The following is a 26,899-nucleotide window of genomic DNA, read 5'->3' as shown; positions in this document are numbered from 1 at the left end:
ACGATGGAATCTATTGTCTTGATTTGGATCAAGAGGAGCTATGCTCGCTGGCTCATAGCTCTTATTCCATTTGGCTTGAAAGCAGCCCTGGCAGGCGTGCAAGCCCGGCGGTCCGGCGGCCCGGCGAACCGGCGAACCGGCGATCTGGCGATCCAATAGCTCGGTGGCCGGGTCGGGGAGGGAGACAAACAAAAGAGACAAGCGGGGGCAGACTTCAGGCCTGGCGCCAGCGAGATCGCTCTCGGCGGCGCGAACGGGACCAGGGATGTTGCACCTTATGCGGCTGTGGCCGGGGATCGGGTGGAATGCGCGTGTCATTATTTTCCACGGGATCGGAGTCCGGTTTGGGCGATTCCAGAAAGACTCTAATGGAACAATCGCAATCGAGGTACATGGACAGTCCTTTGTCAGCGTGAAGAAAGGGGAGGCGGTAGTGAGACACCGTTTTGGGCCTGTGTGCCCCCCGCAAAAAATGTGTCGTAGCTGTCTTGCAAAGCGTGCAGGATCATTTCGGCGTAGTTGTCTTGTTCATGGGTGGGCAGGCGGGATTGCAGTTGTGCCAGGTGCTCGTTGTCCTGCTGTCCACCCCATTGCTTGTGATAGCGACCATGTTGATAGCCACGTAATTGACGCAATCGGTTCAGGGCGTTCTTGCCCGCATAGGAGTGATAGAGCGTGTCCAGGCTCAGACCGCACAGGCTGGCTAGTTGGGTAAAGCCGCTAAAGTCGAACTGACGGGTCTGCAGAACGCGCAAGGTGAAGTGTTCCAGGGCTTCCATGATGGCTGTGGAGTCGCTGGCCGTTGCTGGTGCATGCAGGAGCTGATCCAGTGCCGCGGCTGCTTCCCGCTCCCGCAGGAGGTCGCTGGAACGCAGCAGATCGCACAATCCAAAATGCAGGATATCGATTAGCTCCAACTGGAGTTGCGGCAGATTGCGTTCGCGGTGCTGCCACCATTTCCAGTCCAGATAATCAGCCAGCTCCGCACACTCCACCCAGATGGCCCGGTAGTAGTCTTGTTTGGCATGTCGCCAGTTCGGGTCAATCAGGATGTTCAGTTCGGCTTGCAAAGCCAGCATTTGTTGTAGACGCTGGGCCCCTGGTCCGGTCGATGTGGCTCTGGCCTGCTGTCCCAAACGCTGTTTTTGACGGCCTTGCTCATCAAAATTGTCCGGTGCCAACCAGGCCTGGAAATCGGCCTTCAGGGCAGGCCACTCCTGGTCGGTAATGGCGAACCAGGCCGTATCACGAGAGCGTCCTTTGTAGACGATGGCCTGACGAAAAATACCTTCATAGCGGAAACCCAGGCGTCGTGCTGCGGCTTGCGAAGGGGCATTGTGGGTATCGCATTTCCATTCATAGCGGCGGTAGCCCAGTCCATCAATGGCGTAGGCCATCAGCAGATAATGGGCTTCAGTTGCCATGCGGGTCTGTTTCAGGGCAGGTGACCAGGCCACAAAGCCCACTTCAATACAGCCGTTTTGCGGGTCAATCCGCATCAGGGACAAGGTTCCCAGTGCGCGCCCCGTGGCCTGCTCCACGACGGCGTAGTGCACAGCATTGCTGGCCTGGCTGATGTTCCGCAGGTGCTGATCGAACTGCGCGCGGTTGCTAAAGGGCTCCACAGACAAGTAAGTCCAGTCGCGACCATCGCTGGCGCTGCTGTAAGCCTCGAACAGACTGTCGCCATGCTGCTCCGGGTCCACCGCTTCCAGGCGGCAGTACTTGCCATGCAGAACGCAGCGAGCAGGCTGGGGGCGAGCTTGCCAGTGAGGGAGCGCGGGGCCAATGGGCTGGTGATAGTCGTTCAACTGAACCATGAGAGATCTGCAAAAGAAAATGCTCCAGAAATGCTTGTTTGGAGCGCATCTGGAGGCGAGGATTGGGAAAGGTGGGTCAGGGAGCAGGCAGGAGTCGCTGTAGGCCACTAATTGATTCTATTGAGCAAGTGGCTGGTTGCAGCAATCCGCTTTTCTACATGTTTCCAGACCGCATTGCTAAAGTGGCTTTGAAACGCCCAAGAGCCAGCCTTGACGGGCCTTGGCTTGAGGCTTGAACAGCAGACAAAACTATCCTGCGGCTAGGGCACAGATGGGCTGCAGGCGGCCTGGCAGACCAAAGTGGCAGGCATTAAAAAAGCCGAGCTACCTTGCGGTAGTCTCGGCTTGGGATCGGGCCTTGAGCCAGTGGCTTAGAGCTGATTCAGGTTCAGACGCAGAACGCTGTCCTTGGCACCTTTCAGGTAGTGCGGGCTCTTGTCGCCATGAGGAATCTTGATGGTGACAAAAGCGGTCTGGCCGTCGGCGCTCAGAGTCACGCTGTTGGGGTGCACAGGGGCGCTGATGCGGTGTTTCACAGCCAGGGTGTTGGCATCCAGAATGGTGACCGAACCCGTACCGGCTGGTGTTTCACGATCCACGCCACGGTTGGTGGCGATCAGCTCTTTACGAGCCTCGTTGTACACGATATCCAGCAGACCCAGACCGACTTCAGCGGTGTTTTCCACTTTGCCGGAGGTGGTGTCGAATTGGTAGATCTTGCCGGTGTTGGCGTCAGCACCAAACAGTTTCTTGCCATCCGCGCTCAGGGCGATGTTCACAAAGAAGTGACGCGAATCTTCACGCTTGTCGCTCTTTGCGTCGCCGGTGCTAAAGCGCTGTTCGATAGCGCCAGTGGCTGGGTTGATGACAGCAATTTCATCCTTGCCGCCATTACCCACGAACAGACGCTTGGTGTTGGCGTCGTACGCGGCACCAGCAGGCCACAGGCCTACATTGTCGATGTTGTGCAGAATACGGCCTTCGGCGCCGTCCACAATCCATACGCGACCACCTTCAGAAGGGTTGGTCACGAAGATGCGGTTGTCCTGTTCGTCAATGACGACTTTGCGGGTATGTTCCCAGCCGTCCTTGCCTTCTTTTACGCCCAACTGAATCAGTTGCTTGACGGTGCCGTTCAGGCTGTTGATGGCCAGCAACGAGCCGTCCAGGGTGTTACCTACGTACAGGGTGTGGGTCTTCTGGTTCAGGCCCAGTGCGAACGCACGGCGTGGCAATTGGATCAGTTGCGATTCACGCAGCGTGTCCTGGTCCAGAACGTGCAGGAAGCCAGCAGCACGGTCTTCAAACAGAGGAGTAGCGGCAACAAACAACTGCTTGCTGTCTTTGGCGGCCAGAATTTCGTAGGCACCATCAATGGTGTCCTGACGGAAGGTGACCTGTGCCTGAGGGGCAGTCGCGTTGAAAGACGATGTTTGGCCCGCTTGTTGCGATTGAGGCGCAGTCTGGCATGCGCTGAGCAGCAAAGCGCCCATTACGGAGGCAACAATCATTTTTAAAGAGGCAGGGCGGGACGCAATCATGTATTTCCTTTGGGATTCAATAAATGAGAATCGTTACTATAACTGCTCTGTTTTATAAACTTTTCTGACTTGTCTGTCTATGTAAATACGCAAAACCCTGCTCGATGGCAGGGTTTTGAATGGCTTTTTTAGTCCTGCTTGGAGTTGTTTCCAAATCGGGCTTGCCAGGCTTCATAGACTTTGCGTTTTTCAGACAAAGGCAGGTGTTCCATTTTCACTCCTTGTTTCCCAAAGTCCTGCTGCATTTTTTTGTAGAAGGACTCAGTAGACCAGCCAAAGGGCTCGCCTTCTGCATCGTCGGCGCAATACACCACGCGCTCCACACCGGAGGCAATCATGGCGGCCATGCACATGGGGCAGGGGATACCGCTGGCGTACATGGTGCTGCCTGCATGGCTGCTGCTTTTCACGTTCTGGCTGGCGGTACGCAGGGCCTGGATTTCGGCGTGCGCGGTGGGGTCGTGGGCGATGTAGGTTTCATTCACCCCTTCAGCCAGAACTTGACCATCACGCACCAGCACCGCGCCAAAGGGCTGGCCGCCGCGGGCGACATTCTCTTCTGCAATCTGAATAGAGCGCAGCAGATAGTGTTTATCGTTCATGTTTTTCTCCTGTAGAGAAGCAAGGTTGGAATGAGCCTTGAAACCAGAATCTTTGTTTGTGCCTTGTGGGACGCATGCGGGAGCAGGCGGCATCAGGGGGACGAGTTCTGGTTTGGTGTGTTTGTAATGCAAAACAGCCGCTGACGGGCAGCGGCTGTTCTGTTTTATGCTCTATTAGCGATTGCCGCCAATGGTCAGGTTGGCATGACGGTTCACGTCTTTGTACAGCAGGTAGCGGAAACGGCTAGGGCCGCCAGCGTAACAAGCCTGTGGGCAGAAAGCGCGCAGCCACATGAAGTCACCGGCTTCCACTTCAACCCAGTCCTGGTTCAGGCGGTAAACGGCCTTACCTTCCAGAACGTACAGACCGTGTTCCATCACGTGTGTTTCAGCGAAGGGGATCACGCCACCGGGTTCAAAGTTCACGATGTTCACGTGCATGTCGTGACGCAGGTCGGACATGTCGGTGAAGCGGGTGGTGCTCCAACGGCCTTCGGTGTCGGGCATGACGCCAGGTTTCACGTCTTTTTCGTTGGTCACAAAGGCTTCGGGTGCATCCAGGCCTTCTACGCGCTGGTAGCGCTTGCGGATCCAGTGGAAGTTGGCCAGCTCGCCCGTGCGGTTGTGCAAGGTCCAGTTGGTGGAAGGAGGAATAAAGGCATAGCCGCCTTCTTCCATGATGTGCTTGGTGCCTTCCAGAACCAGTTCCAGTTGGCCCTTGACGACAAAAATCACGCCTTCGGCTTCGGGATCGGACTCAGGATTGTTGCTGCCACCCTGAGGACTCACTTCCATGATGTATTGAGAGAAAGTCTCGGCAAAGCCGGACAGAGGACGTGCCAATACCCACAGACGGGTCTTTTCCCAACCGGGCAGGAAGCTGGTCACGATGTCTTGCAGCACGCCTTTGGGCAGCACGGCATAGGCCTCGGTGAACATGGCACGGTCCGTCAGCAGTTGAGTCTGAGGAGGATGGCCACCAGGAGGAGCGTAGTAATTGACTTTGGACATGTTGATTCCCATTGAAATTCAGTAAGGAAAAATCTGTCGAACGGCACGGCGCAATCCCGGCGGCTGGCCAAGGGCTCAGGCGGGATGTCGTTGTAATGCGCGGGACCAATACACCTTAACGATTGCTGGTGATATTTACAAATTAAATGTATAAATCTCTAGTATTTGATTTTTGAATGAACGGGCGATGAGGCGTATTGCCCAGGCGGATTTCAGAAGGATTTTGAACATATGGATCATCAACTATCGACCAGTCCTAGCCTGAACCGGCCTTTGTACGACCTGGACCTGCTGCTGGCCTTGTTGACGGTGGTCGATTGCGGCAGCTTCACGGCGGCGGCAACGCGTTTGCATTCCACGCAGTCCACGATCAGCCAGAAAGTACGGCGCCTGGAAGAACTGGCCGGGCTGCGTCTGCTGGATCGGGCCAGTCGGGGAGTCAGCACAACTGAAGCCGGGCAGACCTTGTTGGGCTACGCCCGCCAGATGCTGGCCCTGAATCATCAACTGTCTGAAGCCTTATCCGGTTCTTTGGTGACTATTTCCGTGCGTCTGGGTGTGCCGGAGGACTTTACCAACGGCCAGACCATGCGGGCTCTGGCAGGCTTCAATCGTCGCTTTCCGCAGGTGCGGCTGGAGGTCAGCAGTGGCCTGAGCAGCGATCTGCTCGCGGCGTACGACCAGGGTGAGCTAGACCTGGTTCTGGTTAAGCAACGTCATAACGCGCGTGAAGCGGTGGCCTGCTTGCCCGAGCAGACCGCGTGGGTAGATAGCGCGACTGATCCGGTCTTTCATCTGGACCCAATCCCTTTGGTGACCTTTCCGCGCCGTGGCGTGTACCGAGAGGAAATCATCAGCGCCGTCGAATCCTTGGGGCGTCGCTGGCGTATCAGCTTTACCAGTTCCAGCTTGAGCGGGATTCAGGGGGCGGTAGCAGATGGGATGGGGATAAGCTTGCTGCCACGGCGTGCAGTGCGGGATGACCATATTGAATTGGGGCAAGCGCAAGGCCTGCCCCGTATTGATGCTTTTGAACTGGCGATTTTGCATCGGCCTCATGCCAATGAAATGGTGACGGCCTTGTCCCGTGTGCTGGTCGAGATGCTGGCTCCCGAGAGTGAACGCCGCGCTGGGTAGGGTGGTATTTAACCTGCAAGAGCGATAAAAGGGCGTCAGGCTTTTGTGTTGGGTGTGACCGGATCAAAGTGCGTCATGACATCCAGCACGGGCTCTTCGGCCATTACACGGTCCCGCGCAGCCACGGCAATGGCATGGCCTTGATTAATAGTCAGAGAGCCATCCATTTCCAGATCCACTTCCACCCAGATCATGTCGCCCAGTTTGCGGGTGCGCAGTTGGTGTATTCCTTCCACGCCGGGCGTCTCGCGCAAGAGTTTGGCAATGCGCTCTTCCGTTTCCTGATCGACGGCCTTATCCGTCAGATCGTGAAAAGCGCCGATGGAAAACTTCCAGCCCATGCGCAGAATCATCAAGCCCACCACACTGGCGGCCAAGGGGTCGCCTAGCGGCAGGCCTGCCAGGTTGGCCATCACCCCGACGCTAACCACCAGAGAGGAGGCCGCATCCGAGCGAGCATGCCAGGCATTGGCAACCAGCATGGTTGAGCGTAGCCGCTTCGCTACACGCAGCATGTAGCGAAACAGGAACTCTTTACTACAGAGGGCAATGAAGGCAATAGCCAAGGCGATAGGGTGTACGGCCTCGATGCTGCTGGGGTCTCGCAAAGAGGACACGGCATTCCAAAGCATGCCCAGGCCTACGGCCAGCAAAATACCGCCAATGGCTAGGGTGGCAGCGGTTTCATAGCGCAAGTGACCATAGGGGTGATCAGCGTCCGGGCCCTGGCGGCTGTGGCGGTTGGCAATCAGCACCACAAAGTCTGACAGCAGGTCGGAGAGCGAGTGGATGGCATCCGCAATCAGAGCCTGCGAATGTGCAAATAGCCCCACTACAATTTGCAGCAGGCTCAAGCTGATATTGACGATGACACTGACCCACGTAGAGCGTTGGGCACCGCGGTGCCGATCCAGGTCTGGAGGGGTGATATTTTCCATGCCAAAAGGTCCTTGCGCTCAAAGCAGCAGACTGTGCATCAGTACAGCGGTTTCAAGCTAAAGAGTGTATCTGCTTTCCTGGGTGGCGGGGTGCTAAAGGGGCGTGGCAGGCTGTTTTGAGCCTATTCTTTGGTATATGTAGACAAAAAAGCCTCGCTTTTTAGGCGAGGCTTTTTTGCGTATCAGGAATGCGTCTTAATTGATGCGCATACCGGGCTGGGCACCGGGGAAGGGTTCCAGAATATAGATGCCTTGATCCACTGCATCATCGGCATGGCTGGCAGCCAGAACCATACCCTCGGACACGCCAAAACGCATCTTGCGAGGAGCCAGGTTAGCCACCAGAACCGTCAGCTTGCCGATCAGGTCGTCGGGTTGGTACGCCGACTTGATGCCGGAGAACACCTGGCGCAAACGGCCTTCGCCAGCGTCCAGGCTCAGACGCAGCAGCTTGTCTGAACCTTCCACGGCTTCGCAGCTCACGATCTTGGCAATGCGCAGGTCAACCTTGATGAAGTCCTTGATGTCGATGGTGTCGGCAATGGCTTCGCCACCGGGCAGCACGACGGGAGCTGGTGGGGGAGCCAGCAGCTCGTCCACCAGGGCGCTGTCTACACGCTGCATCAGGTGCTTGAAGGGGGCGATGTGATCAGGCAAGGCAGCCACGTCGTCCCAGACAAAGTCGCGGTCCAGACCGAACAGTTCGCGGGCCACGCGATCAGTCAGGGTAGGCAGAATCGCGGTCAGCATGACGGACAAACCCTTGAAGCCAGCCAGGGTGCGCGAGCAAATGTCTTGCAGTGCATCTTTCTGGGCCTGCTCGGCAGTCGCAATGCCTTTGGCCATGACCCAAGGCTGGGCCGTGTCGAAAGCCTGGTTGATGATGTCGGCCTGAGCCATGATCTGGCGTACGGCACGGCCGTATTCGCGGCTTTCCAGATCGGCGCGGACTTTCTCGGCAACGTCCTTGAGCTGGTTTTGCAGCTCGGAGGTGTCGCCCTGGTAAGCCAGCTTGCCATCAAAATGTTTGCTGATGAAGTTGGCGGCACGGCTGGCGATGTTGACGTACTTGCCGATCAGGTCGCTGTTGACGCGGGCGATGAAGTCGTCAGGGTTGAAGTCCATGTCTTCAACGTGCGAGTTCAGCTTGGCGGCCATGTAATAGCGCATCCACTCGGCATCCATGCCCAGTTCCAGGTAGCGCAGGGGCGAAATGCCTGTGCCACGGCTCTTGGACATTTTTTCGCCACTAACGGTAATGAAACCGTGCACGTTCAGGGCGTCTGGCACTTTACGGCCGGAGAACTTCAGCATGGCAGGCCAGAACAGAGCGTGGAAGTACACGATGTCCTTGCCGATGAAGTGCACCTGTTCAGTATTGCCTTCAGGGTCCAGCAAGGCGTCAAAGTCCAGACCGGCCTTGGCGCAGTAGGCTTTCAAGGAAGCCAGGTAGCCAACAGGAGCGTCCAGCCAGACGTAGAAGTATTTGCCGGGAGCGTCTGGAATCGGGATGCCGTAGTAAGGCTCGTCGCGCGAAATGTCCCAGTCGTTCAGGGAGGCTTCAGCGCCTTCACCTGTACCCAGCCATTCGCGGGTCTTGCCCAGCACTTCGGATTGCAGACGTGGTTTGCCCTGGGCGTTCTTGCCCGTGGTCCACTCTTGCAGGAAGGCGACGCAGCGCGGGTCGGACAGACGGAAGAAGAAGTGTTCCGAGGTCTTCAGCACCGGACGCGCATTGGTCAGGGTGGAGTAGGGCTCGATCAGCTCTGTGGGGGCGTAGACAGCGCTACAGACTTCACAGCTATCGCCGTACTGGTCTTTGGCGTGGCACTTGGGGCACTCGCCCTTGATGTAGCGATCGGGCAGGAACATGCCTTTGACCGGATCGTAAAACTGTTCGATGGTGCGGGTATCAATGAACCCGGCGGTTTTCAGCGTGCGGTAGATGTCCTGGGCCAGTTCGACGTTGTCAGGCGAATCCGTGCGGTGCCAGTGGTCGAACTTGACGTTAAAGCCGTTCAGGTAGGTCGGGCGCTCCGCCGCAATCTTGTCCACCAGCTGAGCGGGCGTAATGCCAGCGCTTTCAGCCTTGAGCATGATGGGGGCGCCATGGGCGTCATCCGCGCACACAAAATGTACAGTATGTCCCGACATTCGCATGGACCGGACCCAGATGTCGGCCTGGATATATTCCATGATGTGGCCGATGTGAAACGAGCCGTTGGCGTACGGCAGGGCGGTCGTAACAAATATCGTTCGTGACATGACTTAACAAAATAAAAGAGAAAGGGAACAAGGATTCTACGGTCTATTGCAGACTTGTGCCGCGCAAGGCCGATGAATGTCCACGGGCAGGTTGCTGATTGGTCTTTGCAAATACTACAAATGCACACACCCTGAGCCTTGGACGACTCAGGGTGTTCGGGGGCATGACCAAATCAGCTTTGCTGCTCGCCAAAGGCTTGGCGAACAGTCAAATACTGTTAAGGAATCTCGCGCATCTCGATGTCGGTAACATCACGCGAACGGGGTGTTGTCGACTGTTTGCTGGCAGCATCTGGGCGGCGGCGCTGGTCCCAATAGGCTTTGACACCAAAAGGACGGCCACTAATACGCGCCACAATGTATAAAATGCCAATCGCAATAGCGGTGGAAACCATGAAGATAAACGCCATGATCGCACCAAATATTGTCAGCAAGACAAAGAGGGCTGTGCGGATAATCTGGTTAAATGTGTTCATAGGGTTAGTATGACATCATAAGTGTAAAAAAATTCCTGTTGAACCGCTAATTTTCTGGTTTAAAGGTATGGTGATGTTTCTTTATATCAAGGTTTTGGATAAATGACAGTGAGTTCCGAGCGCGTGTTGCAAGCCCTGGCGAGTGTGACCGATCCCAACACGTTAAAGAAGTTATCGGTCGATGCGGGTCGATGCGAACTGAGCATTGACCAGAACCAGGTTGAGCTGACTTTGCATCTGCCCTACACGGCTTATGACATTCAGGGACAACTGCGCGAGCGTATCGAGCAGGCCTTGGCGGGCGTGGGTGCCACCCTGTCCAAGCTGCATTTGAGTCCTCGCATTGGTGTTCATGCGGTGCAAGAAGGTTTGCGCCCCATGCCCAATATCCGCAACATTATTGCGGTGTCCTCAGGCAAAGGCGGTGTCGGTAAAAGCACGACCTCAGTGAACCTGGCTTTGGCCTTGCACATGCAAGGTGCCCGCGTTGGTTTGCTGGATGCGGATATCTACGGCCCCAGCGTGCCTACCATGCTGGGCCTGCACGAGCGTCCACGCAGTGCAGACGGCAAGATGATGGAGCCGCTGATTGGTCATGGTCTGCAAGCCAACTCTATCGGTTTCCTGTTGGATGAAGACGCTCCTGCTATCTGGCGCGGTCCCATGGCGACCCAAGCCCTGACGCAATTGCTTACACAAACGCGTTGGGATGATCTGGATTACCTGATCATCGACATGCCTCCCGGCACCGGCGATATCGCCTTGACCTTGTCGCAAAAAGTGCCTTTGACGGGTGCGGTGATTGTGACTACCCCTCAGGATCTGGCACTGATCGATGCCAAGCGTGGCCTGAACATGTTCCAGAAGGTCAATGTGCCTGTTCTGGGTATTGTGGAAAACATGTCGGTCCATATCTGCTCGAACTGTGGTCACGCTGACCCGGTCTTCGGTCAGCATGGTGGTCGCGATATGGCCAGCCAGTTCAACGTGCCTTGGCTGGGTGCTTTGCCTTTGGCCATGAGCATTCGGGCTCAGACCGACTCCGGTACGCCGACGGTGATTGCCAGCGCAGACAGTCCCGAGGCCCGCCTGTATCACGAGATTGCCAATCGCGTTTCGGCTAACTTGTCGCAACTTCCCCCAGACACGTCGGGGCAGCGCCCCAAGGTTGTTCCTCGTCCTCTTTGAGTACGTATGCGCAAATCCGGCTTTTGCCTGTTGTTCTCGATAGTCCTGAGCCCTGCAGTTTGGGCTCAGTCTTCCGTGCCCGATGTCATTATTGATCCAGGGGGCGTGCCCCCTCAGGCGCTGAAAGAAATTCAGCGCGCGGTCAGTGCGATTACGCGTTTGGCGGAAGACCAGGACTTGGGAGAGGTCTCGCGTCTGCGACGCCGGGCTCACGATGCGACCGTCTCCGCTTTGCAGACCCAGGGTTATTTTGACTCGGTGGTCACGCTGGAGGTGGGCGAAGATTCCAGCGGTGAATATTGGGACATCATTATTCAGCCGGGTGAAATCACCCGTGTGCGTGACATTGCCCTGGACTTCAAAGGCAAGATTCAGGAACCGGAATACCAGGTGAGGCTGGAAGGGATCAAAGCCAGCTTTCCCTTGAAAGTGGACGATCCCTTTTTGAATTCAGTCTGGTCTTCGGCCAAATCGGATTTGCTGGAAAGCGTACAGCGCCAGGATTTTTACTACGCTCGTTACGTAGACACGCGGGCGACGGTCTTGGCCGATGAAGGCGTGGCCGACCTCTCCCTGAAAGTAGACAGTGGGCCGCGCGTTCGCATGGGGCCGCTGGAAACCACGGGCCTGAAACGTGTGCCCCAATCCCTGGTTGATCGCTACGTGCGCTATACGCCCGGCGATCCCTACGATCAGGACAAGCTGGACGAGTGGCAGCAATCCTTGGCTGCCACCACTTTTTTTCGGGGTGCCTTTGTCACTCTGGACGAGGAAGCTGGCAAAAAGAAAGAGCTTCCTGATGGTGATGTAGAGCTGCCTGTTCGTATACGGGTCACCGAAGCGCCATCCAAGCAGTTCACCGGCTCTTTGGGTTTTGACAGCGACCACGGTGCGCGTGTTGAAGCCTTGTATCGAAAGAATATTGTGTTTGGCCTGCCAATCTGGTCCGAGGCCGGTATTGGCGTGGATAAAAAGCGCCAACGGGCCTTTTATGACATCCACTTGCCGCCCACGATTAGCGGCTACAAGAACAGCTTTGGGGTTTTGTACGACCGCTCTGATATTGAAGGGCTGGACACGGAACGTGCGGCTTTGGGCTGGAAGCTGCGCCAGGAGCGGAAGGCGGCAGGCAATAGCCGCGTGGAATATGAAACCGAATGGGGTTTGCTGGGTGCCTGGGACAAGACCAAGATTTCCGGTCTCCCCACCCGTGAAACCCCTTCAGCCATTGCAACCTGGCAATGGCTGCGCCGGGACGTGGACAAGAAATATGATCCGCGTGAAGGCAATCTGATTGATTTCGGCGTGGGTGCCGGTGTCACTCTGGACAAGGGCGAGACCTTTTACCGCAGCAATTTGCGACTGCAACAGTGGTGGCCAGTTGGGGAGCGGGATATTTTGTCCCTGCGCGGTGAAATCGGTAAGGTTTGGCGCATGACGGACCGCACACCGCCTGACTTCGGTTATCGGACCGGGGGCGCTCGCAGTGTCCGTGGCTACAAATATCAAAGCATTGGCCTGCAACAAGGCGATGCCGTAGTGGGTGCACCGGCCATGGTAGTAGCCAGTGTGGAGTACACGCACTTTTTCACCAGCATGTACGGGATGCGCGCGTTTGTGGATGTGGGCGATGCCGCGCCCAGCTTTGGTGATATGGATTTAGCCTGGGGCTACGGTTTGGGTGCGGTCGTTCGTACACCGGCGGGCCCCTTCAATCTTGATCTGGCCTATGGTCAGCGAGACAAACGTGTACGTTTAAGCTTCTCTTTGGGAATCGCATTTTAATGGCTTGGGTTCGGCGCTGGTTCCGATATTTTGCCTTGTGGGGCATCCCCTTTGTGGTGGTTGCCCTGCTGCTTGTTTGCGGCTTTGTGTATTGGGTGTTGGCGAGTCAGGCCGGTACAAGCTGGGCCTTGCGCACGGCTTTGCCCTATGCGCAGGGGAGCGCCCAAGGGGTGCGCGGAACCATTTGGGATGGATTAAGTGTTGATCACCTGGTGCTGGGTTTGCCTGGTACACACGTGGACATCGAGCGCTTGCGTCTGCAGGCCAATTGGAAAGAATTGTGGGAACGCCGCTTGCATGTGATCGAGCTGAGCGCCCATAAAGTGGATGTAGCCTTGACCTCCTCGGATGAGCCCAAGTCTGACGAGCCCTTCAAGATGCCGGAGCTCCCAGTCAGTATTGCCGTGGACAAGCTGGCGCTGGGCCAGTTTTTGCTGACTCAGGATGGCACGCCCCTGCCCGTGGCGATTGCGGATCTGTCTTCGGCTCTGGCCTTGGACTCTGATAGTGCCCAACTGCGCCTGTACGATTTGATCGTAGCGAATGAATCCATCCGTGCCGGTTTTCAGGGCGAAGTGGAGCTGGGTGGTTTGGAAGCGCCTTACCCGGCACGCGCCGATATCCAGATTATTGCTCGTGGCTTGACGGCGGACTCACCCATTTGCGCCAAGCAGTATCTGCCTGCTTACGCGGAGCAATCGACATCCGGGAAATCTGCAACGAAGGCCGTCGCAGGCCAGCCCAAAACGGTCGCAGAGACGGTGAAAACGAGTGCCAAGGCGGACGCTTCTGGTGGGACGTCCGCGGCTGCAGCCACTTCAAATCAAACAGCAGACAAAGCATCGGAAAAAAACTCTGGAAAAACACCAGGAAAATCAGCAGAGCAAAGTGCTGAACCAGCGGAAGCCGGGGCTACGCTGCAAGGCCAGTCTGGCCTCAAGGCACAGAGCCAGGCGGTCAACTCCCTGGAGCAGCCCATTGATCCCCATGGCGTCGCCGGAGTCATCAGCTCCGAGCCTGAGAGCAGTACCGGTGTGGTCGATGAAGGGCGTATTCAAGAGCCGGTCGTAGTCCCTGAACCCGAGCCTTTGCCCGATTGCGTGGTCAACGCTCAAATCACCTTGAATGGCTCTCTGGAACAAGCCACTTTGTTGCTCAACGGTCATGGCCAGGGCTATAGCCTGGACGCCAGCGCAGAGTTGAGCCCGCTGGATTCCGTGCCAGTGCGTCAGGCCAAGCTGGCCGTGAAACTGCCGGACGAGTCCTCGCTGGATGCGGACTTCGCCTGGGATGCCACACAGGAAGGGGTGCACGTTCAGGATCATTTCAAAGGCCAGTTCCGCAGCGACAAGCTGGATCTGCATGCCTTGCTGGGCGATGTGTTGCCAGATGCCTTGATCAATACCCAAGGCCAGTTCGATGTGGTCCTGGCGGATAAAGAGCAGTTGCTCTCGGCGGATGTCGATATACAGCTTTTGCAAGGCAGTCGCTGGAACAAGCAGACGGCTATTGGGCAGATCAAGGCCAAGGCTTCTGCACCGGCTCAGCCCGGCCAGCCGGACTGGTGGCGTCTGCTGACGGTTTCGGATGTGCTTACCGATATGAAGATCGGTGAGAACCAAGTCCAGTTGAAGGGTGGCTTCGGCATGTCCGGTAAAGCCGAACTGGATTTGTTGGCGAAGATTCCCCGTGCCGAACAGCTATGGCCAGGTCTGGAGTTAGGCAAGGCCTCGGCACAAGGTCAGTTGCGCGGGGAGATCGCTCGTCACACATTGCAGTTGAAAGGCCAATACGACTTGGGTGGTAATGCCAAGGGGCAATTGGGGCAGGGACTGGCTGAAGCCGATCTGGCACTGGAAGGTGGCTGGCACTTTGCCGATCAGGGCAAGGCTGCTTATTGGGATGGCAAGGTAAACCGTTTGGTGGCTGACCATGCCGGATTGATTGTGCGTTTGCAGTCGGCACTGCCGGTACGTTTCACCGATGCTTTGCGGGCACCGGAGCCTCCGGCTCAAGCTGCCAAAGCAGATGCCAAGGATCAAGCTAAACCTGCTGACGCTGCTACTGCTGCACCTGAGAAAGAGGTGGCAGCGCAAACCTCCGGTTCTGCAGCGACTCAATCGCCTTCGGCAGAAGCCCCAATGCCAGCGACCGCACAGACAGCTGCTGCGGCTGCTCCAGCGGAAGCAGAGCAAGCGAAGGCACAAGCAGGCGCTCCTGAAAACGCAGCCGACAAAACAGCAACAGCTCCCAAGACTCCCGAGCCCTTGGCTCCCTGGTCGGTACGTGTTGGTGCGGGTACTTTGAGTACGACAGTCGATGGCGAACCCTGGATCAATCTGCGTCACCAGGAATCCAGCTACCAGCCTGGCCAATGGGCCAGCCGTGGTGAGTTGCTGGATCTGGTCTTGTCCGAGCCCCGTATCGCACGCCTGCTGCGCAAAGTTGGCGTAGAAGCGAGTGCGGAGAAGGACAAGGGGGGCGTCAAGATTGTTAAGCACAAGAAAACTCAGCCTCCCGAAATTGATATCAAAGCCCGTTGGGATCTGAAATTTAACGGTGCCTTGTCCGGGCAGGTGCGCGTTGATCGCGTCGCCGGGGATGTGCAGGTCTTTGCTGAACCACCCATGTCCTTGGGCCTGGAAGATCTGAGCATAGTCATTAATGCGAAACCCACATCGGCCACTACCAGCCGCGTGGATGCTCAGTTAGACCTGCGTACCAAGGAAATGGGCTACGTGACGGCCAAGGCCCAGACCCCTATTCATGGGCTGGCCCTGAACGAAAACGACCGCAAAACTGTCAGTATTCAAGCCAATATTGATGACTTGAGCTGGACGCGTCTGTTCCTGGGTGATGCCATGGAGTTGGGCGGTCGTCTGAACGCGGACGTGAATATTGATGTGGGCGCAAAATGGGCCTGGACCAGCCGCGGAACCGTGACGGGCCGCGAGCTGCGCTTTACGCGTCTGGACGACGGTATCCGCCTGATTGATGGTCAGTTGGATGCCCGTTTTGATGGTGATATCTTCAGGCTGGAGTCCTTGAGCTTCCCGGCTCGCCCACGGGTAGAGCCGCAAGAGTGGCGTACGGCCACCTGGCTGAAAGAAAGCCCGGATGCCAAAGATGGCAAGCTGACCGTTTCGGGGCAGTGGAACTTGAGCACTCAGCAAGGGGCCTTCGGGGTGGATATCTTCCGCTTCCCAATCCTGCAACGCGCCGATCGTTACGCCATGATGTCTGGCAATATTGCCCTGAACATGGAGTTGCCGCGCATTGCGATTACTGGCAAGGTCGAGGCCGATGCCGGTTGGTTCAACCTGGACATGCTGGGTGGCATTCCTACCGTCGATAGCGATGTGGTGATTGTGCGGGCAGGTGACGAGCCTGCCTCCGAGCCTTCCCAGGCCGCTACTGACATGAGCATGGAAATCGATGTGGACCTGGGGCCGCGCTTTTACCTGACAGGTTACGGCGTGAACTCCGGTCTGGTCGGCAGCCTTAGGGTCACTATGATTGGTGGCAAGCTCACTGGTATGGGTGCCTTGCGTACTCGTGGTGGCCGCATCGAGTTGTACGGTCAAAAGCTGATGCTCAAGCGCGGAACCGTGACCTTCCAGGGCGACATTACCTCGCCCATCCTGGACATCGAAGCCCTGCGTACCGGTCAGGCGGTAGAAGCAGGTGTTAAGGTAGCCGGTACGGCACGCAAGCCCAGAATTGATTTGGTGTCTTACCCGGAAGTCAGTGAAGTTGAAAAACTGTCCTGGCTCCTGCTGGGCCACGGCCCGGATGATTCCGGTGGCGATATGGCTTTGCTGCTTAGCGTGGGTACCTCTTTCCTGGGTGATGGTGAACCCTTCTACCGCAAGTTCGGGATTGATGAAGTGGCCATGCGTTCGGGCGACCTGGGCAGTGCCGGTAGCATTTTGCCGGTGGAAAGTGTGGTCAAATCCCTGAACAGCGGCACCAGCAACGAAGAGCGCAAGTTTATTGCGATCAGCAAGGCACTGACGGCGGACATTTCCGTTAGCCTGGAGCAGGCCATGGCCGATACCGGCACAGTGGGACGAGCCAGCTACCGCCTGGCGCGGGGTCTGACCGCAGAGGTCAGCGCTGGTACTGTCAACGGTCTGGCCCTGATTTACCGCTGGTTCTCAAAGGATTGATACGGGCTTGCCCGGCGCAAAGCGGGCAGAAAATTGTGGTGCAAATGACATATTTGCGCCGCAATTAGCTTGTGCGTGTATCTAAACGATAAAATAACCGGTTACTGATTTAAGGCGGCTAATTTCTTATGAGTATCAAAAGCGACCGTTGGATTCGGCGGGCTGCTGCCCAAGGCATGATCGAGCCTTTCGAGCCAGGCCAAGTGCGTAATGTAGACGGACAACGTATCGTCAGCTACGGCACCAGCAGCTATGGCTACGATGTGCGTTGTGCCAACGAATTCAAGATTTTCACCAACATCAATTCGACCATCGTGGACCCCAAGGCCTTCGATGAAAAATCCTTTGTGGATTTTGTCGGTGATGTGTGCATTATTCCGCCCAATTCCTTTGCGCTGGCTCGCACGGTTGAGTACTTCCGTATTCCCCGCAGTGTGCTGACCATGTGTCTGGGTAAAAGCACCTATGCCCGTTGCGGCATCATCGTGAACGTGACCCCGCTGGAACCTGAATGGGAAGGCCACGTCACTCTGGAATTTTCCAATACCACCCCGCTGCCAGCCAAGATTTACGCTGGTGAAGGGTGTGCACAGATGTTGTTCTTTGAAAGCGATGAAGTGTGCGAAGTGTCGTACCGCGACCGCGGCGGCAAATATCAAGGTCAGCTAGGCGTTACCCTGCCTCGTACCTAGGAGTTCTGGATGAAGTTTCGTTTTCCTATCGTCATCATCGACGAAGACTACCGTTCCGAAAATACGTCAGGCCTGGGCATTCGAGCCCTGGCCTCGGCGATAGAGGCCGAAGGCGTAGAGGTTCTCGGGGTCACCAGCTATGGTGACCTTAGTTCTTTTGCGCAACAGCAAAGCCGCGCGAGCGCCTTCATTTTGTCGATTGATGATGAGGAATTCGATGTGGATTCCCCGGAGGATGTCGCCAATGCGATCAAGAACCTGCGCTCCTTTATTGGCGAGCTGCGGTTCCGCAACGAGGACATCCCCATCTACCTGTACGGCGAGACGCGCACCTCGCAGCATATCCCCAACGATATTCTGCGCGAGCTGCACGGCTTCATTCACATGTTCGAGGACACGCCGGAGTTCGTGGCGCGTCACATCATCCGTGAAGCGCGCTCCTATCTGGAAAGCTTGTCGCCACCGTTTTTCCGCGAGTTGGTCAAATACGCGTCTGATGGTTCCTACTCCTGGCACTGCCCAGGACACTCGGGTGGCGTTGCCTTCCTGAAAAGCCCGGTAGGGCAGATGTTTCACCAGTTTTTTGGTGAAAACATGCTGCGCGCTGACGTTTGTAATGCGGTCGATGAACTGGGCCAGTTGCTGGACCATACCGGCCCGGTGGCCGAGGCCGAGCGTAACGCTGCCCGCATCTTCCATGCCGACCACTGCTTTTTTGTGACTAACGGCACGTCCACCTCCAACAAGATCGTCTGGCATGCCAACGTGGCCAATAACGACGTAGTGGTGGTGGACCGTAACTGTCATAAATCGATTCTGCACGCCATCACCATGACGGGTGCTATCCCTGTGTTTCTGCGCCCCACGCGTAACCACCTGGGCATTATTGGTCCCATTCCACAAGACGAGTTCTTGCCGGAAAACATTGCGCGCAAGATCGAGGCCAATCCCTTTGCCAGCAAGGCCAAGAACAAGAAACCCCGTATTTTGACGCTGACGCAAAGCACGTACGACGGCGTCATCTACAACGTGGAAATGATCAAGGAAACCTTGGATTCCAAAATCCCCACGCTGCACTTTGACGAAGCCTGGTTGCCGCATGCGGCCTTCCACGACTTCTATCACGACATGCACGCCATTGGTGCGGATCGTCCGCGCACCAAAGACACCATGATTTACGCCACACACTCCACGCACAAAATGCTGGCTGGCTTGTCGCAGGCGTCTCAGATTACGGTGCAGGATGCGGAAAACCGTCCGCTGGACCGTAACGTATTCAACGAAGCCTATCTGATGCACACCAGCACCAGCCCGCAGTACGCGATTATTGCGTCCTGTGATGTGGCAGCGGCCATGATGGAGCCGCCTGGTGGCACCGCCCTGGTCGAGGAAAGCATTTGCGAGGCCATGGACTTCCGTCGCGCCATGCGCAAGGTGTCCAAGGAGTACGGCGAAAGCGATTGGTGGTTCAAGGTCTGGGGCCCGGACAATCTGCCTGACGAAGGCATAGGCGAGCGCGACGACTGGATTCTGCGCTCCGATGCGGAATGGCACGGCTTTGGCAAGCTGTCGACCAACTTCAACATGCTGGACCCGGTCAAAGCCACGGTAGTGACTCCCGGCCTGGATATTTCCGGCACCTTTGCCGAGCAGGGCATTCCCGCCGCTCTGGTCTCCAAGTATCTGGCCGAGCACGGCGTGGTGGTCGAGAAAACCGGTCTGTATTCCTTCTTTATTCTGTTCACCATTGGCATCACCAAGGGGCGCTGGAACACCTTGCTGACCGCCTTGCAGCAGTTCAAGGACGATTACGACCGTAACCAGCCTATGTGGCGCATCTTGCCGGACTTCTGCAAGACCCAGCCTACGTATGAACGTATGGGCTTGCGTGATCTGTGTCAGCAAATTCACCAGGCTTACCGCAAGTACGATCTGGCCCGCCTGACTACCGAGGTTTACCTGAGCGACATGATTCCCGCTCTGAAGCCTTCGGACGCCTATGCCAAGATGGCGCACGGCGATATCGAGCGTGTTGGTATTGACGAGCTGGAAGGCCGCGTAACCGGCGTGTTGCTGACCCCTTACCCTCCCGGCATTCCTTTGCTGATTCCTGGCGAACGCTTTAACTCGCGCATTGTGGAGTACCTGCAATTTGCGCGTGAGTTCAATGCCCGCTTCCCTGGCTTTGAAACCTATGTGCATGGACTGGCTCAGGATATTGGCCCCGATGGACTGCCGCGCTACTACGTAGATTGTGTGCTTGAGTCCGAGACAAACGAGTAAACCCGCGTGACCCCTATTTTTGATGTTGCCGTCATCGGCGCAGGTGCGGCCGGCATGATGGCCGCCAGTATCGCAGGCCAGCGCGGCCTGCGAGTGGTATTGATTGACCATGCTGAAAAGCTGGGCGAGAAAATTCGTATTTCCGGGGGAGGGCGCTGCAACTTCACCAATACGGGGACTTCGCCCGAGAATTTTCTGTCCAAGAATCCGCATTTCTGCCGTTCGGCTCTGGCCGCTTATACGCCGCAGGATTTTTTGCAATTGGTGCGTGACTATCGCATCGGTTTTCATGAAAAACACAAAGGCCAGTTGTTCTGTGATGACTCCAGCGAGTCCATCATCCAGATGCTGCGTCAGGAGTGTTTGAAAGGGCAGGTGTCCTGGCGCATGCCCTGTTCGGTGCAGTCCATAGGCCGTAGCGAAGAGGGCTTTGTGCTGCGCACCAGTCAGGGCGATCTGAATGCCTTGCAGGTGGTTGTTGCGACTGGCGGCATGGCGATTCCGCAACTGGGTTCCACGGACTATGCCTTGCGCGTGGCGCGTCACTTCGGTTTGAAAGTGATCGAACCGCATCCGGCTCTGGTGCCTTTGACCTTTGACGGTCGGGACTGGAAACCATTCTCTGCCTTGAGCGGCATGGCTTTGGAAGTAGAGGTCAGCACGGGGCAGGGCAAGCAACGCCAGGCTTTTCTGGAAGATCTGCTGTTCACACACCGCGGCTTGTCCGGGCCAGGCATCTTGCAGATTTCCAGCTACTGGCAGTCGGGCGAGACCATTAGTGTGGACCTGGCTCCCGGTCAGGACATCGCCCAGCAGTTACTGGATTTGAAGGCGGGTAGCCGCCAGCAGTTGCTCACCGTCTTGTCGACCTTGTGGCCGCGCCGTCTGGTCGAGCAATGGCTGGATACCTCGGACTTGTTGCCTAAAGGTGTGGGGCAGCAACGTCTGGCCGACTTGCCGGACCGCGTATTGCGTGCGGTAGGGCAGGTGATTAACTCCTGGGAGTTGAAACCTAGCGGCACGGCAGGCTATAAAAAGGCGGAAGTGATGAGCGGCGGCGTGGATACACGCGAGCTGAATCAAAAAAGCATGGAAGCACGTAAAGTACCTGGTCTGTTCTTTATCGGCGAAGCGGTGGATGTCACCGGCTGGTTGGGCGGGTATAACTTCCAGTGGGCCTGGGCATCGGCAGCCGCATGTGCTCGTGCACTGAAGACGCAGGCGGAAAAAACTTAAGTAGACGGGCAGAAACGGCCTGTGCCGGTTTCGGCTATCGTTTCTGAATTCAACAGGATTGTGAGCTGGTCAGTCAGGGAGGCGATATGCAGCTACCAGAGGATAGAAAGTACGTAGTAAGCCACGAGTGGGCCAAGGACGAAGGCGGTGTAGTGCTGGTTGGCATTACCGACTTTGCTCAGGACCAGTTGGGTGATTTGGTGTTTGTGGGTGACTTCAAGCCGGGCACGCGTCTGGCCGCGGGTGAGACGGCGGGTGTTGTGGAGTCGGTCAAGGCCGCTTCCGATATTTACGCACCTGTCTCTGGCGAGGTGGTGGAGTTCAATCAGGCTTTGTCTGATGCGCCACATCTATTGAATGACGCGCCGTTTGATACCTGGATTTTCAAGCTCAAGGCGGACAATCCGGCTGACCTGCAAGGTTTGCTGGATGGCCCGGCGTATGCTGCGGTGGCTGAGTAAGTTCAGTTACTGAGTTAGCAAGAATAGACCTTGGCTCTGCCTGATCCAGGCGGGTTGATCGTTAAAAAGGCCTGAATCCGATTTCACGGATTCAGGCCTTTTATTTGGTTTCGAGCGCACGCTTTTGAGCTTGGAGCAGGGGCAGGCGGTTGCTTGAAACAAGCGCCTGGTTCCTCGTCAGAAAACCTGAATCAAGTGCGGCGAAGATACGTCACGTAATCGTAAGTGAAGCCGTTTTCTTCGGGCTGGTGCAGGCGCTCAACTTCTTCCCATTCGCCAGCAGGCAGTTCTGGAAAGAAAGTATCACCGTCCACTTCAGCCTTGATCTCGGTCGCAATCAGTTCCTGAGCCACAGGCAAAGCCAGCCGGAACAGTTGTTCCCCACCAATCACGCAAGCGGTCTCAAAGCCTGGGCAGGCTGCCAGGGCATCGTCCAGATTACTGAAAACCTGCGCACCTTCAGCCTGGTAGTCCGTATTGCGGCTGATCACCAGATTCGGGCGACCGGGCAAAGGGCGACCCAGGGACTCCCAGGTCTTGCGACCCATGATGATGGGCAAACCCATGGTCACACGTTTGAAGTGCTGCAAGTCGGACGGCAGACGCCAGGGCAGGTCGTTATCCTTGCCTATGCAGCGATTGGCCGCATAGGCAACGACCAGACGGATGAATGGGGTAGAACTCATACGGCAACAGGCGCCTTGATGTGGGGATGAGGATCGTAGTCGGTGATTTCGAAGTCTTCGTACTCGTAATCAAACAGACTGGCGGGTTTGCGCTTGATCGTCAGCTTGGGGTAGGGGCGTGGTTCACGCGACAACTGCAATTCGGCTTGCTCGAAGTGGTTGGAATACAGGTGGCAGTCGCCGCCTGTCCAGATGAAGTCGCCCACTTCCAGATCGCATTGCTGGGCCATCATGTGCGTCAGCAGAGCGTAGCTGGCGATATTGAAGGGCACACCCAGGAATATATCCGCACTGCGCTGGTAAAGCTGGCAGGACAGCTTGCCATCGGCCACATAGAACTGGAACAGGGCGTGGCAAGGGGGCAGGGCCATCTGGCCGACATCCGCCACGTTCCAGGCCGACACGATAAGGCGGCGCGAATCGGGGTTCTTGCGAATCTGCTCTACCAACTGGCTGATCTGGTCGATGTGACGGCCATCGGGCGTGGGCCAGGAGCGCCATTGCACGCCGTAGACCGGGCCCAGATTGCCGTTCTCGTCGGCCCATTCGTCCCAGATGGAGACGCCGCGCTCTTGCAGCCAACGCACATTGGACTCGCCACGCAAGAACCACAGCAGCTCAATAAAGATACTGCGGGTGTGCAGCTTCTTGGTTGTGATCAGCGGAAAACCCTGCGACAGATCGAAGCGCATTTGATGACCAAATACCGAGTTCGTGCCGGTACCGGTGCGATCCCCTTTGGGAGTGCCTTGGGTGTAGACCAGGCGCAGCAGGTCTTCGTAGGGATAGAGGGACATGGGGGCCTCAGGCTTGCTGAATGTCGACGGAATAGGTGATCTCGGCAGTTTTGCCCAGCATGGCCGACGCGGAGCAGTACTTGTCGTGCGACAGTTGTACGGCGCGCTCAACGGCTGCCTGGGGCAGATCTTTGCCGGTCACCACAAAAGTGAAGTGAATCTTGGTGAAGACTTTGGGGTCGGTGTCGGCGCGTTCGGCCGTCAGTTTGACCTGGCAGCCCGTAATATCGTGACGGCCGCGTTTCAGGATCAGCACCACGTCATAAGCTGCGCAGCCACCCGCGCCGGTCAGCAGCATTTCCATGGGGCGTGGGGCCAGATTATTGCCGCCGCCTTCGGGTGCACCGTCCATGGCCGTCACATGGCCACTGCCTGTACGGGCAACGAACAACATTCCGTCTTTGCCGCCCCAGTCGATTGTGCATTCCATATGAATTCCTTTGTTTGCAGTGCGAGCCAAGACTCGTCAGTAGATTGATAGTCGTGATTGTACTTTTTGATGGGGGCTGTGTCGCGCCCGCGTACCGTATAAGAAATTCCATATAGACAAATCGGAGTAGAACCCTGCTCTTTGTAAGATTTAGACTGGTTTTGTTGATTGTCCTAGGATAAACTTCGGAACGGTACACGGCATTTTGAAACAGATATGTCACACGGGTTTACCCGCGCCTATAATGTCTGTCGCCCCTATACCAAAAAATGTCGTACCCGTATTTGTTCTTTCTCAATAAACCCTGCTTTCCATGGGGGCTTTATTCAGACGTAACAAGCGGGTGTTTTAACATGACGGCTCTCGCGACCTAGGCAGTCGCAGATTTTTTGCGTCCATGCTCTTTCGATCTGCGACGCGTCAAGGTGCCGCCGAGCTGCTTGGCAGCTTCACATTAACCAGGCCTGGATCATTGTGAATACCGTTTCAATACTGCTACTAGCTTTCATATTGTCCGTTACAGGACTCTTTGTTTTCATCTGGTCGTTACGCCGTAACTTCTTTGACCACAGCCCCGCCGCTTCGCGAGAAATCTTCTCCAAAGGCGAAATCGGGCAGGTAGATGACCCCTCCGCCACCCCTGAACAACGTCAGGCACTTCAAGAAGAAATGGGTCGCAAGACAATTTCTGCTGAAGATCGTCAGGCGCTGAGCCTTGAATTGGCAGAACGCGTGGAAGCCGACCGCTCCTCCGCCAAGGTCACGTTCATTTTGCTGGCCTGTTCGGTCTTGTGGCTGATTTTCGCCTCGACAGCAGGTCTGATCAGCTCGATCAAGCTGCACGATCCCGAATTCTTGACGCAACACGCCTGGATGACGTTTGGTCGCATGCGTACGCTGCACCTGAACGGTGTGGCTTATGGCTGGGCGCCAATGGCCGCTTTCGGCGTTGCCATGTGGATGTTGCCTCGTCTGCTCAAGACTCCCCTGATCGGTGCGCGTTATGCCATCGCTGGTGGGATCCTGTGGAACATCGGTCTGGCTATCGGTCTGACATGTATCGCGATGGGTATCACCGACGGGATGGAATGGTTGGAAATGCCTTGGCAGGTTGATATCCTGATGGTTATTGGTGGTGCTTTGGCTGCCTTGCCATTGGTCTTCACCTTGCAGAACCGTCGTGCTCACCACCTGTATGTGTCGGTGTGGTACATGGGCGCTGCGTTGTTCTGGTTCCCCATCCTGTTCCTGGTCGGTAACCTGCCTGCCGTACACGTGGGTGTTGAACAAGCAACCATGAACTGGTGGTTTGGCCACAACGTGCTGGGTCTGTTCTACACCCCTATGGCTCTGGCCTCGGTGTACTACTTCCTGCCCAAGATCATTGGTCAGCCTATCAGCTCCTACAACCTGTCTCTGGTGGGTTTCTGGGGTCTGGCATTTTTCTACGGTCAGGTCGGTGGTCACCACCTGGTTGGCGGTCCGGTGCCGCAGTGGATGGTTACTCTGTCCATCGTGCAAAGCATGATGATGATCATCCCTGTGCTGGCTTTCTCGATTAACCAGCACTACACCATGAAGGGTCACTTCCGTACCCTGATTCACTCGCCCACCCTGCGCTTTATCGTGCTGGGCGGCATGATGTACACCGTCAGCTCCATTCAAGGTTCTTTTGAAGCGCTGCGCAGCATCAACACGATTACCCACTTCACGCACTTCACGGTTGCCCACGCCCACATCGGCTTGTACGGCTTCTTTACCATCGTGATGTTCGGTGCCATCTACTACGTGATGCCTCGCGTCATGTCCTGGGAATGGCCTTACCCCAAACTGATCTCCCTGCACTTCTGGCTGGTTGTGGTTGGTTTCTCCATTTACGCCATTGGTCTGAGCATTGGCGGCTGGCTGCAAGGTCTGGCCATGCTGGATCCCGCTAAAACCTTCATGGAATCGGTGTTTGTCACGATGCCGTACCTGAAGTCGCGCTCTGTCGGTGGTGGTTTGATGACTCTGGGTCACCTTGTGTTTGCCTTCCACTTTGTGGCAATGGCTTTGCGCTATGGCAGCCGTCGTATTGGTCCAGCCCTGTTTCACCAGCGCTCGGCAACTCGCAATGTAGTGGAGGCATGATTTAGTCATGGAAAGCGAATACAAACTATTGGGCGGCGCCATGGTGACGCTGGCCCTGGCCACATCGGCTCTGGTCGTTGTCCCTTACCTGCAAGTTAAAAAGGTGGAGCCCTCTCCAGGGCTCAAGCCTTACACCGAGGTGGAGCTGCGCGGCCGTCAGCAATACATTGATATGGGCTGTGTCTACTGTCACTCGCAGCAGCCACGTAGCCAGAATCAGGCTCCTGACTTCCAGCGTGGCTGGGGTCGTGCGTCGGTAGCAGGCGATTACTTCTACGACACACCACACTTGCTCGGCACCATGCGTACTGGTCCTGACTTGCTCAATATTGGTGCTCGTCAGCCTAGTGTGGACTGGCATCTGGGTCACTTGTATCAGCCTCGTGCTTACACCCCTGGCAGCAATATGCCTTCGTACCCCTTCATGTTCGAGCTCAAGGACAAGGCAGAGGAAGGCGATAAGGTTGTCAACTTGCCGGGCGCCTTTGCTCCCGAAGGCAAGGTGGTTGTGGCCAAGCAAGAGGCCCTGGACCTGGTTCAATACCTGTTGGCGCTGGATCGTACGTATCCCGTATCGCCAGCCAGCGTTATCAAATAAACAGGCATTGCTGAGCTAGCGCGCCCCGCACGGCGGGGCGCCTCGGAGAATTAGAATGAGCGACAATCATAAATATGAAGCACAGCAGCGTGAGTATTCCGATCCGGAAGAAAACGCAGCACCGATCCCCTGGGTAGTTCTGCTGATCATTGCAGGTCTGTTCCTGTGGGGCATCTACTATATTTTCAGCAGCGACCTGAGCCATGACGCAACCGTGGGCGACAACCGTATCGTTGCCGACTTCGAATTGCCTGAAGGCGCCGTAGACGGTCAACAACTGTTCGTAGCCCAATGTGCTGCCTGTCACCAGGCAACGGGTGCCGGTGTCCCAGGCGTGTTCCCTCCACTGGTGGGTTCCGAGTGGGTACTGCGCAAACCTGAAGTTTTGGTCCAGATCATGCTGCACGGTATTACTGGCGAGATCACGGTCAAGGGTAATAAGTACAATGGTGCGATGCCGGAATTCCGCGAGAAGTTCAACGACGAGGAAATGACGGCAGTTGTTAACTACCTGCGTACTGAATTAGGTGGCAACAGCGCCGATCCGGTGGATATGGCCTTTGTCAAAGCCGAACGTGAAAAAACAGCCGATAAAACCGATCATTGGAATGGGGACGCCGACCTGGCTCCCATGGAAGAGTAAGACTGAAATGA

General features: G+C 56.4%; 21 protein-coding genes. 11 read left to right on the top strand and 10 right to left on the bottom strand.

Annotated features, from left to right (window positions below):
• Nucleotides 1-407: 407 nt before the first annotated feature.
• From OSH09_RS13355 to OSH09_RS13340, 4 genes are all read right to left on the bottom strand, one after another.
• Nucleotides 408-1,820, bottom strand: a complete 1,413-nt coding sequence (locus tag OSH09_RS13355) for a GNAT family N-acetyltransferase (RefSeq protein ID WP_266121230.1) — start codon at nucleotides 1,818-1,820, stop codon at nucleotides 408-410.
• Nucleotides 1,821-2,191: 371 nt separating this feature from the next.
• Nucleotides 2,192-3,361, bottom strand: a complete 1,170-nt coding sequence (locus OSH09_RS13350; RefSeq protein WP_207873224.1) for a YncE family protein — start codon at nucleotides 3,359-3,361, stop codon at nucleotides 2,192-2,194.
• Between the two features lie 128 nt (nucleotides 3,362-3,489).
• Nucleotides 3,490-3,963, bottom strand: a complete 474-nt coding sequence (locus OSH09_RS13345) for a nucleoside deaminase (RefSeq protein WP_266121229.1) — start codon at nucleotides 3,961-3,963, stop codon at nucleotides 3,490-3,492.
• Between the two features lie 174 nt (nucleotides 3,964-4,137).
• Complete coding sequence (locus OSH09_RS13340; RefSeq protein ID WP_153229046.1) at nucleotides 4,138-4,974, bottom strand: bifunctional allantoicase/(S)-ureidoglycine aminohydrolase; 837 nt, start codon at nucleotides 4,972-4,974, stop codon at nucleotides 4,138-4,140.
• 261 nt (nucleotides 4,975-5,235) lie between these two features.
• Between OSH09_RS13340 and OSH09_RS13335 the strand changes: the two genes are divergently transcribed.
• Nucleotides 5,236-6,111: a LysR family transcriptional regulator gene (locus tag OSH09_RS13335; RefSeq protein WP_207875902.1), complete on the top strand. Its 876-nt coding sequence runs from the start codon at nucleotides 5,236-5,238 to the stop codon at nucleotides 6,109-6,111.
• Nucleotides 6,112-6,146: 35 nt separating this feature from the next.
• On the opposite strand, the gene OSH09_RS13330 is transcribed toward OSH09_RS13335, so the two are convergent.
• The 3 genes from OSH09_RS13330 to OSH09_RS13320 all read right to left on the bottom strand — a co-directional run bounded on the left by OSH09_RS13330 (nucleotide 6,147) and on the right by OSH09_RS13320 (nucleotide 9,790).
• The gene (locus OSH09_RS13330) at nucleotides 6,147-7,049 is read right to left on the bottom strand and encodes a cation diffusion facilitator family transporter (protein ID WP_266121228.1); all 903 of its coding nucleotides are present in this window, start codon (nucleotides 7,047-7,049) and stop codon (nucleotides 6,147-6,149) included.
• A gap of 195 nt (nucleotides 7,050-7,244) precedes the next feature.
• Nucleotides 7,245-9,314: a methionine--tRNA ligase gene (gene metG, locus OSH09_RS13325; protein WP_207873226.1), complete on the bottom strand. Its 2,070-nt coding sequence runs from the start codon at nucleotides 9,312-9,314 to the stop codon at nucleotides 7,245-7,247.
• A gap of 218 nt (nucleotides 9,315-9,532) precedes the next feature.
• Nucleotides 9,533-9,790 (bottom strand): hypothetical protein, encoded by a 258-nt coding sequence (locus tag OSH09_RS13320; RefSeq protein WP_207873227.1) that lies wholly within the window; start codon nucleotides 9,788-9,790, stop codon nucleotides 9,533-9,535.
• A gap of 102 nt (nucleotides 9,791-9,892) precedes the next feature.
• On the opposite strand from OSH09_RS13320, the gene apbC reads away from it, so the two are divergent.
• The 7 genes from apbC (at nucleotide 9,893) to gcvH (ending at nucleotide 21,604) form a co-directional block, all read left to right on the top strand.
• Nucleotides 9,893-10,978 (top strand): iron-sulfur cluster carrier protein ApbC, encoded by a 1,086-nt coding sequence (apbC, locus tag OSH09_RS13315; protein WP_207873228.1) that lies wholly within the window; start codon nucleotides 9,893-9,895, stop codon nucleotides 10,976-10,978.
• Between the two features lie 6 nt (nucleotides 10,979-10,984).
• On the top strand, nucleotides 10,985-12,763 hold the full coding sequence (locus tag OSH09_RS13310) for an autotransporter assembly complex protein TamA (RefSeq protein ID WP_207873229.1): 1,779 nt from the start codon (nucleotides 10,985-10,987) through the stop codon (nucleotides 12,761-12,763).
• Complete coding sequence (locus OSH09_RS13305) at nucleotides 12,763-16,932, top strand: translocation/assembly module TamB domain-containing protein (RefSeq protein ID WP_266121227.1); 4,170 nt, start codon at nucleotides 12,763-12,765, stop codon at nucleotides 16,930-16,932. The genes OSH09_RS13310 and OSH09_RS13305 overlap by 1 nt, the downstream gene beginning before the upstream one ends.
• A 128-nt stretch (nucleotides 16,933-17,060) precedes the next feature.
• Nucleotides 17,061-17,624 carry a dCTP deaminase gene (dcd, locus tag OSH09_RS13300; protein ID WP_009461128.1) on the top strand — a complete coding sequence of 188 codons (564 nt, stop codon included), beginning with the start codon at nucleotides 17,061-17,063 and terminating at the stop codon, nucleotides 17,622-17,624.
• Between the two features lie 9 nt (nucleotides 17,625-17,633).
• On the top strand, nucleotides 17,634-19,907 hold the full coding sequence (locus tag OSH09_RS13295) for an arginine/lysine/ornithine decarboxylase (RefSeq protein WP_207873231.1): 2,274 nt from the start codon (nucleotides 17,634-17,636) through the stop codon (nucleotides 19,905-19,907).
• Nucleotides 19,908-19,922: 15 nt separating this feature from the next.
• Nucleotides 19,923-21,143, top strand: a complete 1,221-nt coding sequence (locus tag OSH09_RS13290) for a BaiN/RdsA family NAD(P)/FAD-dependent oxidoreductase (protein WP_207875903.1) — start codon at nucleotides 19,923-19,925, stop codon at nucleotides 21,141-21,143.
• 86 nt (nucleotides 21,144-21,229) lie between these two features.
• Nucleotides 21,230-21,604 (top strand): glycine cleavage system protein GcvH, encoded by a 375-nt coding sequence (gcvH, locus tag OSH09_RS13285; protein ID WP_207873232.1) that lies wholly within the window; start codon nucleotides 21,230-21,232, stop codon nucleotides 21,602-21,604.
• A 191-nt stretch (nucleotides 21,605-21,795) separates the two neighbouring features.
• Here gcvH and OSH09_RS13280 read toward each other — a convergent pair whose 3' ends face one another.
• From OSH09_RS13280 to OSH09_RS13270, 3 genes are read right to left on the bottom strand one after another with little or no spacing between them, the layout of a single operon-like run.
• Nucleotides 21,796-22,290 (bottom strand): dihydrofolate reductase, encoded by a 495-nt coding sequence (locus OSH09_RS13280; protein ID WP_266121226.1) that lies wholly within the window; start codon nucleotides 22,288-22,290, stop codon nucleotides 21,796-21,798.
• Nucleotides 22,287-23,087, bottom strand: a complete 801-nt coding sequence (locus tag OSH09_RS13275) for a thymidylate synthase (protein WP_094195574.1) — start codon at nucleotides 23,085-23,087, stop codon at nucleotides 22,287-22,289. Before OSH09_RS13275 ends, OSH09_RS13280 begins: the two co-directional genes overlap by 4 nt.
• 7 nt (nucleotides 23,088-23,094) lie before the next feature.
• Nucleotides 23,095-23,517, bottom strand: a complete 423-nt coding sequence (locus OSH09_RS13270) for an OsmC family protein (protein WP_207873234.1) — start codon at nucleotides 23,515-23,517, stop codon at nucleotides 23,095-23,097.
• Between the two features lie 474 nt (nucleotides 23,518-23,991).
• On the opposite strand from OSH09_RS13270, the gene OSH09_RS13265 reads away from it, so the two are divergent.
• Genes OSH09_RS13265 through OSH09_RS13255 form a run of 3 tightly spaced genes read left to right on the top strand, consistent with a single transcriptional unit; the run spans nucleotide 23,992 to nucleotide 26,888 of the window.
• A complete protein-coding gene (locus OSH09_RS13265) occupies nucleotides 23,992-25,647 on the top strand; it encodes a cbb3-type cytochrome c oxidase subunit I (protein WP_153229054.1) in 1,656 nt (551 codons plus the stop codon).
• A gap of 7 nt (nucleotides 25,648-25,654) precedes the next feature.
• Complete coding sequence (locus tag OSH09_RS13260) at nucleotides 25,655-26,245, top strand: cbb3-type cytochrome c oxidase subunit II (protein WP_207873235.1); 591 nt, start codon at nucleotides 25,655-25,657, stop codon at nucleotides 26,243-26,245.
• Nucleotides 26,246-26,300: 55 nt separating this feature from the next.
• A complete protein-coding gene (locus OSH09_RS13255) occupies nucleotides 26,301-26,888 on the top strand; it encodes a c-type cytochrome (RefSeq protein ID WP_207873236.1) in 588 nt (195 codons plus the stop codon).
• Nucleotides 26,889-26,899 lie beyond the last annotated feature (11 nt).

This window comes from Alcaligenes parafaecalis, from assembly GCF_026344135.1.
Taxonomy (GTDB): Bacteria; Pseudomonadota; Gammaproteobacteria; order Burkholderiales; family Burkholderiaceae_B; genus Alcaligenes; species Alcaligenes parafaecalis.
The sequence above is the reverse complement of the archived record's forward strand: the minus strand, read 5'-3'. Positions and strand labels throughout refer to the sequence as shown.